The organism is Micromonospora globosa (assembly GCF_000717585.1).
Taxonomy (GTDB): domain Bacteria; phylum Actinomycetota; class Actinomycetes; order Mycobacteriales; family Micromonosporaceae; genus Micromonospora; species Micromonospora aurantiaca.
Genome location: NZ_JNZR01000007.1, coordinates 34,548 through 48,590 on the forward strand (window position 1 = coordinate 34,548; position 14,043 = coordinate 48,590).

Annotated in this window: 15 protein-coding genes; 10 read left to right on the plus strand and 5 right to left on the minus strand. The window is 74.4% G+C overall.

Annotated features, from left to right (window positions below):
- Positions 1-227: 227 nt before the first annotated feature.
- Positions 228-1,820 (minus strand): phytoene desaturase family protein, encoded by a 1,593-nt coding sequence (locus IF06_RS0109550; RefSeq protein WP_013285394.1) that lies wholly within the window; start codon positions 1,818-1,820, stop codon positions 228-230.
- A gap of 72 nt (positions 1,821-1,892) precedes the next feature.
- On the opposite strand from IF06_RS0109550, the gene IF06_RS0109555 reads away from it, so the two are divergent.
- A complete protein-coding gene (locus tag IF06_RS0109555; RefSeq protein ID WP_013285393.1) occupies positions 1,893-3,326 on the plus strand; it encodes an aldehyde dehydrogenase family protein in 1,434 nt (477 codons plus the stop codon).
- Between the two features lie 60 nt (positions 3,327-3,386).
- Here IF06_RS0109555 and IF06_RS0109560 read toward each other — a convergent pair whose 3' ends face one another.
- Positions 3,387-3,791 (minus strand): ChaB family protein, encoded by a 405-nt coding sequence (locus tag IF06_RS0109560; RefSeq protein ID WP_013285392.1) that lies wholly within the window; start codon positions 3,789-3,791, stop codon positions 3,387-3,389.
- A 141-nt stretch (positions 3,792-3,932) separates the two neighbouring features.
- Between IF06_RS0109560 and IF06_RS0109565 the strand changes: the two genes are divergently transcribed.
- The 5 genes from IF06_RS0109565 to IF06_RS0109585 all read left to right on the plus strand — a co-directional run bounded on the left by IF06_RS0109565 (position 3,933) and on the right by IF06_RS0109585 (position 6,691).
- Positions 3,933-4,955 carry a YihY/virulence factor BrkB family protein gene (locus IF06_RS0109565; RefSeq protein WP_013474828.1) on the plus strand — a complete coding sequence of 341 codons (1,023 nt, stop codon included), beginning with the start codon at positions 3,933-3,935 and terminating at the stop codon, positions 4,953-4,955.
- A 57-nt stretch (positions 4,956-5,012) separates the two neighbouring features.
- Complete coding sequence (locus IF06_RS0109570) at positions 5,013-5,429, plus strand: DUF2795 domain-containing protein (protein WP_013285390.1); 417 nt, start codon at positions 5,013-5,015, stop codon at positions 5,427-5,429.
- A gap of 58 nt (positions 5,430-5,487) precedes the next feature.
- Positions 5,488-5,949 (plus strand): SRPBCC family protein, encoded by a 462-nt coding sequence (locus IF06_RS0109575; protein WP_013285389.1) that lies wholly within the window; start codon positions 5,488-5,490, stop codon positions 5,947-5,949.
- A gap of 101 nt (positions 5,950-6,050) precedes the next feature.
- Positions 6,051-6,314: a hypothetical protein gene (locus tag IF06_RS0109580; RefSeq protein WP_030270328.1), complete on the plus strand. Its 264-nt coding sequence runs from the start codon at positions 6,051-6,053 to the stop codon at positions 6,312-6,314.
- 164 nt (positions 6,315-6,478) lie between these two features.
- The gene (locus tag IF06_RS0109585) at positions 6,479-6,691 is read left to right on the plus strand and encodes a hypothetical protein (protein WP_013285387.1); all 213 of its coding nucleotides are present in this window, start codon (positions 6,479-6,481) and stop codon (positions 6,689-6,691) included.
- A gap of 1 nt (position 6,692) precedes the next feature.
- Here the strand turns inward: IF06_RS0109585 and IF06_RS0109590 are convergent, their stop codons facing one another.
- Positions 6,693-7,139 (minus strand): hypothetical protein, encoded by a 447-nt coding sequence (locus IF06_RS0109590; RefSeq protein ID WP_013285386.1) that lies wholly within the window; start codon positions 7,137-7,139, stop codon positions 6,693-6,695.
- Positions 7,140-7,302: 163 nt separating this feature from the next.
- Here IF06_RS0109590 and IF06_RS0109595 point away from each other — a divergent pair, with 163 nt between their 5' ends.
- A complete protein-coding gene (locus tag IF06_RS0109595; protein ID WP_030270331.1) occupies positions 7,303-7,668 on the plus strand; it encodes a DUF6401 family natural product biosynthesis protein in 366 nt (121 codons plus the stop codon).
- A gap of 60 nt (positions 7,669-7,728) precedes the next feature.
- Here the strand turns inward: IF06_RS0109595 and IF06_RS0109600 are convergent, their stop codons facing one another.
- A complete protein-coding gene (locus IF06_RS0109600; protein ID WP_013474825.1) occupies positions 7,729-8,589 on the minus strand; it encodes a mechanosensitive ion channel family protein in 861 nt (286 codons plus the stop codon).
- 199 nt (positions 8,590-8,788) lie between these two features.
- Between IF06_RS0109600 and IF06_RS0109605 the strand changes: the two genes are divergently transcribed.
- The 3 genes from IF06_RS0109605 to IF06_RS0109615 all read left to right on the plus strand — a co-directional run bounded on the left by IF06_RS0109605 (position 8,789) and on the right by IF06_RS0109615 (position 13,019).
- Positions 8,789-10,942, plus strand: coding sequence for a SpoIIE family protein phosphatase (locus tag IF06_RS0109605; RefSeq protein WP_030270333.1), 2,154 nt, complete (start codon positions 8,789-8,791; stop codon positions 10,940-10,942).
- A gap of 9 nt (positions 10,943-10,951) precedes the next feature.
- Complete coding sequence (locus IF06_RS0109610; RefSeq protein ID WP_030270335.1) at positions 10,952-11,629, plus strand: HAD family hydrolase; 678 nt, start codon at positions 10,952-10,954, stop codon at positions 11,627-11,629.
- Positions 11,630-11,729: 100 nt separating this feature from the next.
- Positions 11,730-13,019 (plus strand): cation:proton antiporter, encoded by a 1,290-nt coding sequence (locus IF06_RS0109615; RefSeq protein WP_030270337.1) that lies wholly within the window; start codon positions 11,730-11,732, stop codon positions 13,017-13,019.
- Positions 13,020-13,039: 20 nt separating this feature from the next.
- Here the strand turns inward: IF06_RS0109615 and IF06_RS0109620 are convergent, their stop codons facing one another.
- Positions 13,040-13,978, minus strand: a complete 939-nt coding sequence (locus tag IF06_RS0109620; protein WP_030270339.1) for an NAD(P)/FAD-dependent oxidoreductase — start codon at positions 13,976-13,978, stop codon at positions 13,040-13,042.
- Positions 13,979-14,043: the final 65 nt, after the last annotated feature.

A 14,043-nucleotide genomic window follows, 5' to 3' on the forward strand; every position in this document is an offset into this window, starting at 1 on the left:
CGTTGATACCGCCGGGGCAGCGCCGAATACTCAGCGTGACGCACCGTGAACGGCCGTCAGCCGTCGATTGCGCGGCGGCGATCAGCAGTCGGCGCAGTTGGCGGTCAGCCGACACCGCTTTGAGCGCCTCGTCGCGAACAGCTCGCAGATCTTGGTAGGAAACGGCCCCCACAGGGGCACTTCCGTACCAAGATCTATGGCTGCATCCGGGTGGAGGCGCGGTCGGGTCAGCGGTAGACGGTGCGGTGGGCGGCGGCGATCGTCCGGGCGTACACCGCGCCGGTGACGGCCCGGTCGCGGGCCAGCGCGGCCCGCGCCGCGTTCGCCCCCGGCGCGCCGTGGACACCGCCGCCCGGGTGGGCGGAGGCGCTGGCCAGGTAGAGCCGGTCGACCGGGGTGTCGGCCCGGCCCAGCCCGGGGATCGGCCGCAGGAACAACTGCTGGTACGCCGCGGCAGTGCCGCCGCCCAGCGCTCCCCCGACCAGGCTCGGCTCGGCGGCCTCCAGGTCGGCCGGGCCGGCCACGTGGCGCCCGACGATCGACGCCCGGAAACCCGGCGCCGCCGCCTCCAGCACCTCCTCCATCCGCTCCACGTGCCCCGCCACCTCCTCGGCCCGCCAGTTCCGGCGGAACGGCAGGTGGGTGTAGGACCAGAGCGACTCGGTGCCGGGCGGTGAGTGACTCGGGTCGGCCACCGACATCTGTCCCACCAGCAGGAACGGATCCCGTGGCAGCTCGCCGCGGGCCAGCTCGGCCGCGTACGTGGTGAGGCCGTCGAGGTCGGCGCCCAGGTGCACGGTGCCGGCGCCGGCCAGGTCGCGGTTCTTCCACGGCACCGGCGCGGACAGCGCCCAGTCGACCTTGAGGGTGGAGCCGTCCCACTTGAAGTGCGCCAGGTCCTCGACCATCCGGGGCGGCAGCGCCGCCGCGCCGACCAGGTCGAGGAAGAGCGCAGGCGCTGGTACGTCGGCGAGCACCGCGCGCCGGGCCCGCCAGTCGGTGCCGCCGGCGGTGCGTACGCCCATCGCCCGGCCCCGGGCGGTGAGCACCCGCTCGACCCGGGCGCCGTACGTGATCCGCCCGCCCCGCTCGACCAGCCGCGCCACCAGCGCGTCGGTGATCTTCTGGGCGCCGCCCACCGGCACCGGCCAGCCCACCTGCTGGCCGAGCATGGCGAGCAGCCAGCCGTACACGCCGGAGCCGGCCTCCTCCGGGGACAGGTCGGTGTGCAGGGCGCATCCGGCCAGCAGCACAGTGCCGCCCTCGCCCTCGAACAGCTCCGCGCCGAGCTTGCGGACCGGGAGCACGAGGCGGCGGGCGAGCCGGAGCGCGCCGCCGACCCGGAGCTGCCGCAGCAGGCCCAGCCCGCCGCGTACCGGCGGGAACGGGGTGGTGATCGTCTGCAACATCGGCTCGGAGACCTGGCACCAGTCGGCGTACGCGTGCCGCCAGCGCTCCCCGTCGCCGGGCGCGAACGCCTCCAGCGAGGCGGCGGTGGCGTCCAGATCGCGGTTGACCACTGCGGCCCGGCCGTCCGGGAGCAGGTGCGCCAGCACGTCCGGCGCGTGCGTCCAGGACAGGCCGTGCCGTTCCAGGCCCAGCCCGTCGAGCACCGGGGAGGCGTAGCCGAGCGGATAGAAGGAGCTGTAGAGGTCGCTGAGGTAACCGGGCGCGGTCACGTACGCGGAGCGGACGGCCCCGCCGGGCGCCTCGGTGGCCTCCAGGACCTCGACGTCCCAGCCGGCGTCCACCAGCAGGTTCGCGGCCACCAGCCCGTTGTGCCCGGCCCCGATGACGACGGCGTCTGCGGTGGAGGTCATCCGATCCGCCTACCCGGCCGGTCACCGGGCGAAACGCGTTTGCCCAGCCCATGCCGGGGCAAGCACGGCCGCATGTACACGGTTGCGCAGCTCATTGGTGGAGTGTGGGGCGCCGGCGGCGAGGGCGGCGAGCTGGTCGTCCACGATCCGGCGGACGGGTCGCCGGTGACGCGGACGCCGGTCGCGACGGCCGACGAGGTGGCCAAGGCGGTGGAGGCGGCCCGGGGCGTGGCGGCGGAGTGGGCCGCGACCGCGCCCGCGGACCGGGCCGCGGCGCTGCACCGGGCGGCGGACGCCGTCGAGGCGGCGGCCGACGAGTTGGCCGAGGCGACCACGGCGGAGATGGGCAAGCCGCTCGACGACGCGCGGGGCGGGGTGGCGGCGGGCGTCGGCACGCTGCGACAGTACGCCGAACTGGCCCCGCTACGGGGCGGCCGGACGCTGCACGGCGCGCACGGCGCGCTGGACTTCATGGCTCCCGAGCCGCGCGGCGTGGTCGCCGCGATCACCCCGTGGAACGACCCGGTGGCGGTGTCCTGCGGCCTGCTCGGCGCGGCGCTGGTCACCGGCAACGTGGTGGTCTACAAGCCGAGCGAGCGGACCCCTGCCACCGGCTGGCTGCTCGCCCGCGCGCTGGACTCGGCGTTGCCGGCCGGGGTGCTGTCGCTGATCACCGGCGGCGGCGAGGTGGGCGCCGCGCTGGCCGGGCAGGAGCTGGACGTCATCGCGCACGTCGGTTCCACTGCGACCGGCCGGGTGATCGCCGCCGCGGGCGCGCGTACCGGGGCGAAGGTGCTGCTGGAGAACGGCGGCAGCGATCCGCTCGTGGTGGACGCGGACGTCGACCCGATCTGGGCGGCCGAACAGGCGGCGCTCGGCTGCTTCGCCAACGCCGGTCAGATCTGCGTGGCGGTGGAGCGGATCTACGTGCACCGCGACGTCGCCGAGGGCTTCCTGGACGCGCTCGTGGCGCGCGCCGAGGCGCTCACAGTGGGCCCCGGCCGTGACCCGGGCACACAGCTCGCGCCGCTCGTGGACCGGCGGCACCGGGACCACGTGCACGGGCAGGTGACCGCCGCGCTCGCCGACGGTGCCCGGGTACGCGCCGGCGGTGTGCTGCCGGACGGACCGGGCGCGTTCTACCCGGCCACCGTGGTCGAGGGCTGCCGCCACGACATGGCGCTGGTCCGGGAGGAGACGTTCGGGCCGGTAGCCCCGGTGGTGGTGGTCGACTCGTTCAGCGAGGGGCTGCGCTGCGCGGCCGACTCCCCGTACGGGCTGGCCGCCACAGTGCTGACCGGCTCGATGAGCCACGCCCAGCGCGCCTGGCGGGAACTGCCGGTCGGCACCGTGAAGATCAATTCGGTGTTCGGCGGGGCGCCGGGTGGCGCGGCCCAGCCGCGCCGGGGCAGTGGCCAGGGCTTCGGGTACGGCCCGGAGCTGCTGGACGAGTTCAGCACCGTCAAGGCGGTGCACCTGGAGGCGCCGGGCGGCGGCCACTGGTGAGACGGCACAGAGCGAGCCCGGGACCGCCTCGGTCCCGGGCTCGACGCGTACCCCCAGGGGTCAGCGACCCCCGCGGGCCTTGCGGGTCGCGTTGTTGTTGGCCTTCTCGATCGCCGTGACCAGTTCCGGCTTGGTCATCCGGGACCGGCCACGCACGTCCAGTTTCTTCGCCACCTCCATGAGGTGGTCCTTGGTGGCGTTGGCGTCCACCCCGCCGGCCGTCGGCGCGCGCCGGGCCGGGCCGCCGCCTTCGGCCTGCTTGTCGCTGGGCCCCTTGCGGCCCTTGGGCTCCCAGTGGTCGCCCACCTTCTCGAACTCGTGCTTGACCGCGGCGAAGGCGGTGCGGTGCGCCCGCTCCCCCTCGCCGTACGTCTCGACCGCCGAGTCGTGCGTCTTCTCCCAGGTCCGCTGCGCCTTCGCCGGGGAGCGCCGCAGCGTGCTGGGCAGTACCTCGCGCCCGGGCATCTCGTCCTCCTCCTGGAGTCTCGATCGGGTGTCTGGTGTGGTTCCCTCCCGCCCGGCGGGCAAACCGGCACCCCGTTTGTCGATTTCCCCCCGGGGGTACCGCCCGGCCACGCCCGGTGGCGGAGCCTGGAGGAGGCGGACATGACCGTGACGACACCACAGACGGTCGACGGCCGGACGCGGTCCCGTCTCCCCCGCCGGATCCGCCAGCTCAACTGGCGCACCTGGCGCGGCGTGCTGGTACGCAGCGGCAAGGGCTTCGTCACTGACAACTGCGCGGACTGGGCCGCGGCGCTCACCTACTACGGCGTGCTGGCCCTGTTCCCGTCCACGATCGTGGTGGTCGCGCTGGTCGGCCTGGTCTCCGACGGCCCGCGCACCGTCGACACCGTGATCGACCTGGCCCGGGAGATCGGCGCCGGCTCGGTGGTCGGCAACGACGCGTTCGTGGGCGTGGTGCGCAACGTGGTCGAGCAGCAGGGCTCGGCGAAGGTGCTGCTCAGCTTCGGTCTGCTCGGCGCCCTCTGGTCCGCGTCCGGGTTCATCGGCGCGTTCACCCGCGCCTCCAACGCGATCTACGGGGTACGGGAGGGACGGCCGTTCTACCGGCTGCGCCCGTTGCAGATCGGCATGGCCGCGGTGACGATCGTGCTGCTGGCGGTGGTGGCCACCGGGCTGATCGTCAGCGGCCCGGTCACCGACGCGGTGGGTGACCTGCTGCACGCCGGGGCGGTGGCCCGCACCACGTGGTCGGTGGCGAAGTGGCCGCTGCTCGCCGTGGTCGCGATGACGCTGCTGTCGCTGCTGTTCTGGATCGCGCCGAACGTCCGCCAGCCGCGGTTCCGCTGGCTCACCCCGGGCGGCGCGCTGGCGCTCGTGGCCTGGGTGCTCGCCTCCTTCGGCTTCGGCCTGTACGTGGCGAACTTCGGCTCGTACGACGTCACGTACGGCAGTCTCGGCGCGGTCATCGCGTTCCTGGTGTGGCTCTACCTGTCCAACTGCGCGCTGATGCTCGGCGTGCAGGTGAACGCCGAGCTGCAACGCGGGCGGGCGATGCAGGCGGGGGTCGAGGAGCCGGACGACCCGGTGCTGCCGCCGCGCTCCCCGGCCGACGACGAGAAGGCGGACGGGGAGAAGACGGCCGATCGGTTGCCGCCCGGATGACCGGCTCTCCCGGCCCGCGCCGGTTTACCGGCGATCCCCCGGGGCATCTCCCAAGGCATGGAACGTGGCAGCAGCAAGCACTCGCCCAGGGTCGACGACCAGATGAGCAGCGAGGTCAGCGGTCTCGTCCAGAGCACCGGGACCGGCGGTTCGCGGGCCGAGGAGTTCCGGATCCCCGAGCCGGCCGGCGAGGACCAGCCGGAGGCCACCACGGCGCCCGCCGGGGAGCTGCGCAGCGGCACGCCGCAGGGCATGAGCTCCGAGGACGTCGAGGCGCGCAGCCGGCTGGGACGGTTCATCACCATGACCGCCCTGCCCGGTGACCGGGAGGCGCTGCTGGCAAACGCGCGGGAGAACGAGGCGCCGACGGACATCGTCGCCGCCCTGGAGACCCTGCCCGCGGGCGCCCACTACCAGACGATCTCCGAGGTGTGGGCCGCACTCGGGCACAGGAACGAGACGACGCGCTGGTGAGCGGGCCGGCCCACGGCCCGTACGAGACACACACCGGCGGAAGAGGAGGAACCCCGACATGAGTGGCGTTACCGAGCACGTGGACGTGGACGTCCCGATCCGGACCGCGTACGACCAGTGGACCCAGTTCGAGGAGTTCCCGCACTTCATGGACGGCGTGCAGGAGGTGCGGCAGCTCTCCGACACGATGACCCACTGGACCGTCGAGATCGCGGGCGTGAAGCGCGAGTTCGACGCCGAGATCACCGAGCAGCTGCCGGACGAGCGGGTGGCCTGGCGCTCCACCGGGGGCACCCAGCAGGCGGGCGTGGTGACCTTCCACCGCCTCGACGAGGGGCACACCCGGGTCACGCTCCAGATGGAGTTCGAGCCGCACGGCGTGGTCGAGCAGGCCGGCGACAAGCTGGGCGTGGTCGACCGGCGCGCCAAGGGCGACCTGGAGCGGTTCAAGCAGTTCATCGAGCGGCGCGGTCAGGAGACCGGCGCCTGGCGCGGCGCTGTCGACCGCCCCACCCCCTGAGCCACCTCCCCCGTACCCGAGTTTCGATGGCCGCCGGCGGTGCCGGCGGCCATCGCCGTGTCCGGCCGTTTGCGATCATCCGGTCCGGGTACCGCAGGGGAATGACCGACAACGACCGCCACGTGTGGCGCGACGAGGACCGCACTCCCCTGCACGAGCTGGACCAGGCCATCGCCCGGTCGGCCACGGACGGCCAGGGCGACGACGTCACCGCCAACGACGCCGGCGAGGAGGCCGCGTTCGGGCACGGCCCGGAGGCGGTGGACCGGGGCGCCGGCCCGGAGGCCGAGCGGCGTGAGATGACCGATGCGGACCGGGCCTACCGGCCGTCGACGATCGGGCGGACCGGCCCCGACAGCATGTGATCCGCCGGCGGCTGCGGCACCCGTGCCGATGCCCGCAGCCGCCGGATTCATGCTCGGCCGAAACGACAAAAAGTGCGGTACGGACGGCCGGGAAAACGGACAGCCCATCTAGAATCGGCCGAACGGCTGACGGCACTCCCCCTGATGCGCGCAAGACTTTCGGGATGCAACAGGGCTCCGGTTTCCTCTCCAACCGTCAGCGCAAGCTCGCGTGGCTGGGCTTCCTGCTCGCCGCGCTCCAGGCTCCGGTCTCCGCCCGGTTCACCGAGGACAGCTCCTGGCTGTTCAGCCTGGTGGTGGCGCTGATGGTCGCGACCGTGATCATCGCCGACGACGGCGCCCGCCGCCGCCCGGCCGACGCCCGCTCCTCCGACTGAGTCAGCGCGTGCCGGGGCGCGCCTCGTGCCCCGGCATCCCGCGGCTGCGGCGGCGCTCCTTCATCTCCGCCTCGTAGAGGTGCCGCCGGCCCTCGACCAGTTCGTCGCGGGCCTGCCGGTCCAGCTCCCGGAAGAGCGCGTAGTACCCGTCGTCGAAGTCCTCGACGATCTGGAACGTCCACCGCCCGGCGATGACGTTGCGGCCGAGCAGTTCCCTGTCGATCCGCTCGGCGAGCGCCGGGTGACCGGCGGCGCGGAACATCTCCACCGCGTCGTCGAGCATCAGGTCGGCGTGGCCGATGAGCTGGTGCAGCTCGTACAGGTGGCCGCGGGCCCGCTCGACGCACTCCAGGGCCTCGCTGAGCTTGCCCAGCGCCTCGACCGTGGCGTCACTCACTCCCTCCGGGCGCCGGTGTGCCCGGTCCGGTCCGTCGGCCCGCTGTCCCATCGTGTCCCTCCGTGACCCCGGTCGCGTGGTCTGCGTACCGGACTTCTGCCCCCGCACGGGCGACTCAATCCCGCCGGACGACGAGACGGCTCCCCCGGACGACCCGGGCATCCCCCGCTCGGCCGAGGCCGGCCCGCGGCGGGCGGCGTTAGCCTCGGACACCATGCGCGTGCCGAACAACCGGGTCGCGACCCGCCGCTCCGCGGCCGTGGCCGCGCGGACGACCCTCACCTCGCTGACCGCCACCGTCGGCACCGCCGGCCTCGCCGCGGCCCACGCGAACCCCGGGCTGCTCGCCGAGGTCGACCAGCACGCCGCCGGGGTACGCGACAGCCTCGACGGCGACCGCCGGCCACTGACGGTGGCGGCGCTCGCCGGGTACGTCGAAGGGCTGCGCGACGCGGCGGCCGAGTACGGCTGGACGCCGCCGGCCGAGCCGGTGGACTGGTCCGAGCCGGACTGGACGCTCACCCGCCTGCTCGCGGTGTGCCTGCTGGCCCGCGGGCTGGACCCGCGCCACCTGGCCTGACCCGGACACGGCTACGGGGCGCCCGCGATCGCCCCGCGGACACCCCGTCACCCGTTGCCGTCAGCCGTTCGGCCGGCGGAACTGCTGTGTCTCGTCCCCTGCCTCGCCGGAGCGGTACGTGCCCGCGCCCGACATGGACGACTGCTGCGCCGCCGGTGCCGGTTGCCCGCCCCGGTCGGCCATCCGCCGCTCGTAGTCGCCACGGCCGGCCTGCTGCGCCTGCCGCTGCTGCCGGATCGCCCGGGACTCCTCGGCGGCCCGGTGCAGCCAGCCGTCCCAGCGGTCCTGCATCGGCTTGACCAGACCACCACCGACACCGACGATCAGGATGCCGGCCACGGTGGCGAGGAACGCCACGAGCACCGGTGTGGTCACCGTGGTGGCGATGCCCACCTGGTTCAGCGCGGCGATGATGCCGAGCGCCAGGATGAAGATCGCCGTCACGTCGGCCAGCACCCGGCCGTACGAGAGCCCACCCAGCGCGCCGGAGACCAGGTCCCGGACGGCGTTGGCGATGGCGGCGGCGATCACCACGATCACGATCGCCACGAAGGCCCGCGGCAGCCAGGACACCACCCCGCGGATCAGGTCGCTGATCGCGTTCGGTCCCCACACCCCGAAGGCGAACTGCAGGGTGAACAGCAGGACCGCGTAGTAGGCCAGTTTGGCCAGGATGTCGCTGGCGTCGTACTTGGTGCGTTCCAGGGCGCGTTTGACGCCGCCGCGTTCGACGGCGCGGTCGAATCCCACCCGTTCCAGTGCCGCGTCCACGATTTTGAGGACGGCTCGGGCGATGAGCCAACCCACGACGAGGATCGCGATGAACGCGATCGCCCGCGGTACGAAGAGCAGCACCGACCTCCAGAAGTCGGTCCAGGCCGCACTGATGTCGACCTGTCCGACCGCGAGGGTTTTCGGCATGATGTCCCTCCTGTCGCGTGAACTGCGCCGCCCGCATACCCGGTGACCTGGGCAGCACGCCGAGCCGGACCGGGGCAATTTCCCGACATGCCCTGCCGAACCGGTCTGACCTGCCCGAACATCCGCGCCGCCCGGCACCCGCACCCGCCACGGACGCATGATCGGAACCACCCGGCCACGCTCCGGTTAGGCTGCGGTCATGCCAGGCACCGTCGGTCGGGTTCCCACACCGTCCGCCCCCGCACCGGGAGCGCCCACCGATCCCGTCGTCGGCGGGCAGGCGGCCGGGACCGCCCACCCGTGGGCCGGCACGTCGCTGGGCGCTCCCCACACCTGGGATCCCGCGGTACGCGCCGTGACGGACGTGGTGCTCGCCTCCCCCGTACCGATGGCCCTGCTCCTCGGTGACGACCTGGTGGTCTTCTACAACGACGGGTACGCCGAGCTGATCGGCGACCGGCACCCGGACGCGCTGGGCCGGCCGGCGGCCGAGGCGTTCGCCGAGGTGTGGCGCGACCCGAGCGCCGGCGAGGCGCTGGAACGGGTCTACCGGCACGGCGAGCCGTTCCTGCAACGGGAGGCGGTGCTACCGGCCGACCGGCAGGGCCCGGCCGAGCCGGCCGTGTTCACCCGGGGCCACTGCCCGGTACGCGACTCCACCGGCCGCATCGTCGGCGTGCTGACCGTCTCGGCGCAGACCACCCAGCTGACCCAGCAGTTGCAGAGCCTGAGCGACTTCGCGGCGGCACTGGCCGGCACGCTCACGCTCGACGACGTGGCCCGGGTGACGCTGCGCTACTGCCTGCACTCCTTCGACGCCGACCGGGTGTCGTTCGCGGTGGACGAGGGCAGCGCGTGGCGGCTGGTCCGCCGCATCCGCGGCGAACTGCTCGACGAGGCCGACGAGCGGCTGCCCCCGCTGTGGCGCCGGATGTCCGCCGAGTCACCGCTGCCCGCGGTGGTGACCGCGCGCAGCGGCGTGGCCTCGTTCACCGCCGACGGGCAGCCGCTGCGCGGCGTCGCGGCGGACCGGCACGACGAGAAGATCCGCGCGCTGGCGGCGCTGCCGCTGCGTACCACGGTGGTCCGGGGCTCGCTGACAGTGGGCTACCGGACGCCGCGCCCCTGGTCCCCCGCCGAACGGGCGCTGCTGACCGCCTCCTCGGAGCTGGTCGGCCAGGCCGCCGAGCGGGCCCGCCGCTTCGAGACCCAGCACGGCACCGCCCAGATGCTGCAACGCAGCATGCTGCCGGAACGGCTCCCGGACCTGCCCCGGCTGCGCATCGCCGCCCGCTACGACCCGGGCGTGGACGGCAACGCGGCCGGCGGCGACTTCTACGACGCGTTCCTGCTGCCGACCGGCGCGCTGGGCGTGGTGCTGGGCGACGTGGCCGGGCACGACGTGCAGGCCGCCGCCCGGATGGGCCAGGTACGCGCCGCGCTGCGCGCGCTCGCCCTGGTCGACTCCCGGCCGGACGCGGTGCTCGACGGGCTGGACCGGCTGGTCGCCAGCCTCGGCGTCGAGGGCGGCACCCAGGAGCTGTTCGTGACAGTGGTCTTCGGCGTGGTCGAGGCGGACCGGGAGCTGGTCACGCTCGCCAGCGCCGGTCATCCCGCGCCGCTGATCCGGCGCGCCGGACCCGGCGCGGCGGTGGCCGAGTTCGTCGACGTGCCGCCCGCTCCTCCGCTGGGCCTGGGAGGGCGGGCGCGTACCGCCACCGTGCCGTTCCGCCCCGGCGACACGCTGCTGCTCTACAGCGACGGCGTGGTGGAGCGGCGCTGGCAGGACCTGGCCGCCGGGATGGCCGGGCTGGGCGCGGCGGTGACCGGGGCGGCCGGCGGCGATCCGCGCGCGCTGTGCGCGGTGGCGACCGCGTCGGTGCCGGGCGCCACCGAGGACGACGTGGCGGTGCTCGCCGTCGAGTACGCAGTGCGCCCCAGCCGGTCGGCGAGCATGGAGGTGCCGGCCGAGCCGACCGCGCCGAGCCGGGTCCGGCACTGGATGACCGCGCAGCTCGGCGAGTGGCGGGTGCCGGAGGCGGTGATCGGCGCGGCGGTGCTGTGCACGAGCGAGCTGACCACCAACGCGCTGCTGCACGCCGGCACCGCCGCCCGGGTCGAGGTCGACCTGTCCGCCGAGCGGCTGCTGGTGTCGGTTGCCGACTCGGGCACCCGGGGTCAGGTCACCCGGGCGCAGACCGACACGCTCAGCAGCCGCGGCCGCGGGCTCGGCCTGATCGAGGAGCTGAGCGACGCCTGGGGCACCGACCCGACCGTACGCGGCTCGACGGTCTGGTTCGAGATCCTCATTCCGGCGGGTGAGCCGCGCGTCGGCGACGCCCCGGCCGGGTAGGAGCCGGACATGGCCGACGACAAGCGACGCGGTGTCCTGTTCGACGTGGACGGCACCCTGGTCGACACGACGTACCTGCACACGGTGAGCTGGTGGGAGGCGCTGCGCCAGGCCGACCACCGGGTGCCGATGGCGCGGATCCACAGGTCCATCGGCATGGGCTCGGACAAGCTGCTCGACCACCTGCTCGGCGCCGAGCGGGACCGGGACGCCGACGGCCGGCTGCGCGACGCGCACGACGCGCTGTACGCGGAGTACTGGGAGCGGCTGGCGCCGCTGCCCGGTGCCCGGGAACTGCTGCGCGCCTGCGCCGAGCGCGGGCTGCGGGTGGTGCTGGCGACCTCGGCCGCCGAGCACGAGGTGACAGCGCTGCGGGCCGCGCTGGACGCGGACGACGTGATCGACTCGGTCACCTCGTCGGCCGACGCGCAGGAGAGCAAGCCGGCGCCGGACATCCTGGTCGCCGCGCTGGACCAGTCGGGGCTGACCGCCGAGCGGGTGGTGTTCGTCGGCGACTCGGTCTGGGACGTGGCAGCCGCCGGCAAGCTGGACATCCCGTGCATCGGCCTGACCTGCGGCGGCACCGGCCGGGCGGAGCTGGCCGGCGCGGGCGCGGTGGCGGTCTACGACGACCCGGCGGCGCTGCTGCACGCCCTGCCGGACAGCGCCATCGGCACGCTCGGCTGACCGGCGGTCAACCGGCGGGCACGCGCACGCTTAACCGGACCCGCTTCGGGGCACTGCTGGACTCCACCGCCCGGCCGCCGGGCGTCGGAAGGGTGGTGTCGTGGAACCGGTCGATGTCGCGTTCGCTCTGCTGGGCGTCGGTGCGCTGCTGGCCGGGGTGCTGCCCCGGGTGCTGGAGCGGCGGCCGCTGTCAATGCCGATCGCGTTCCTCGGGCTCGGCATGCTCGTGTTCGTGCTGCCCACCGGTCTGCCCACACCGGACCCGCTGCGCTGGCCGGAACTGACCACCCACCTCACCGAGGTCGGGGTGATCGTCGCGCTGATGGGCGCCGGCCTGAAGATCGACCGTCCGCTGAGCTGGGCCCGCTGGTCGTCGACGTGGCGGCTGCTGGCGATCGCCATGCCGCTGTGCATCGCCGCGGTGGCGCTGCTCGGCTGGTGGTGGGCCGGTCTGGTGCCGGCCGCGGCGCTGCTGCTCGGCGCGGCGCTCGCGCCCACCGACCCGGTGCTCGCCTCCGACGTGCAGGTGGGCGAACCGACCGATGTGGAGGACTCGGAGGACGAGGTGCGCTTCGCGCTCACCTCGGAGGCGGGCCTGAACGACGGGCTCGCCTTCCCGTTCGTGTACGCGGCCATCGCGATCGCCACCACCGGGCTCGCGCCGTCCGGCTGGCTCGCCGAGTGGTTCGCGGTGGACGTGTTCTACAAGCTCGCCGCCGGGGTGGGCGGCGGGCTGCTCGTCGGCTGGCTGCTCGGCAAGCTGTTCTTCCGTGCCCCGAGCAAGCTGCGGCTGGCCCGGCACTCCGAGGGCTTCCTCGCGCTGGCCGCGACGTTCCTCGCGTACGGGCTGGTCGAGGTGATCGGCGGGTACGGCTTCCTGGCCGTGTTCGTGGCCGCCCGCGCGATCCGGGCCGCCGAGCGTACGCACGAGTTCCATTCCGTGCTGCACGACTTCGCCGAGCAGGTGGAGCGGCTGCTCACGGTGCTGTTGCTGCTGCTGTTCGGCGGCGCGGTGATCGGCGGGCTGCTCGCGCCGCTGACCTGGCCGGCGGCACTGGCCGGGCTGGCGCTGGTGCTGGTGATCCGGCCGCTGGCCGGGTGGCTGTCGCTGCGCGGGGCGCCGGGCAGACCGGCCGAGCACTGGGTGATCTCGCTGTTCGGCATCCGCGGCGTCGGCTCGTTCTACTACCTGGCGTACGCCACCAGCAAGACCGACTTCCCGCAGGCGGATCTGGTCTGGGCCACAGTCGGTCTCGTGGTGGTGGTGTCGGTGGTGGCGCACGGGATCGCCGCGACACCGGTCATGCAGTTGCTGGACCGGGAGGGCGAACGCACCGGCGAGGACACGCGGGCCGGGTCGGCGGCGCAACCGGTGGGCGCCACCGGCTGACCGGCCCGGGCCGAGGGCTGTCAGCCCAGCCGGGCGGCGAGCGCGCGGCCCAGGTCCCGTCCGGAGCGCCAGGCGGTCTGCACGCGCGGGCGGCCGAACGCGTCACCGGCCAGGCCGATGCCGTCGTCGTCCAGGTGGAACGTGGCGCTCCCGGCGTACGCGGTCGGGGACGCGTACGTCCAGCGGTGCACGTGGGCCGACACCGCCGGCTCGGGCAGTCCGAGCAGGTCGCGGACCGCCTGCTCGATCGCCGGGCGGGCGGCTGTGGGCTGGAGCAGGTGCCCGGCGGCGAACTCGGCTGTGGTGTGCGCGACGAGCACCGGCGCGCCGTCACCACGGCGGTCGCCGTCGTCGCAGACCAGGCTGAGTACGGGGTGGCCGTTGACGAACGCCCCGCGGAAGTCCGTCCAGCGGCGGGCCGGGAAGTGCAGCACCCCGCTCAGCGCCGGCGACCAGCGTTGCGCGGCCACCGCCCGGGTCGCCTCGGCCAGCGCCGGGTCCAGCAGCAGCGCCGCCTGCGGGCCGGGCATGGCGAGCACGACCGCCTCGGCCTCGGCGCCGTCCACCCGGAGGCCGGGCTCGACGCTCATCACCAGCCGGTCGTGCGTCACCGGCAGGTCGCCTGCGAGCTGCTCGACGAGTGAGCGCAGCCCGCGCGGGGCGGCCCAGCGCATCGGGCCGGTGACCTGCTCGCGCCCGCCCGGCCCGTACGCGACGAGCGTGTCGGTCCACTCCCGCGCCAGCCCGGCGGCCCGCCACCGGTCCACCACGACGGCGAAGTCCGGATCGTCCACCGTGAAGTACGCGGCGCCCAGGTCGGCCGGGCGGCCGTCGAAGCGCTTGCTGGCCATCCGCCCGCCGGTGACCCGGGCCCGTTCGCGTACCCGCACCGGGACACCGGCCCGCGCCAACTCGGTCGCGCACGCCACCCCGGCGATGCCCGCGCCGACCACCACCACGCCCGCCCGCTCCGCCGTCACCAGCTGATCGTAGGCGGCGGGCGGCATGAACCCGCCGGGCCGGG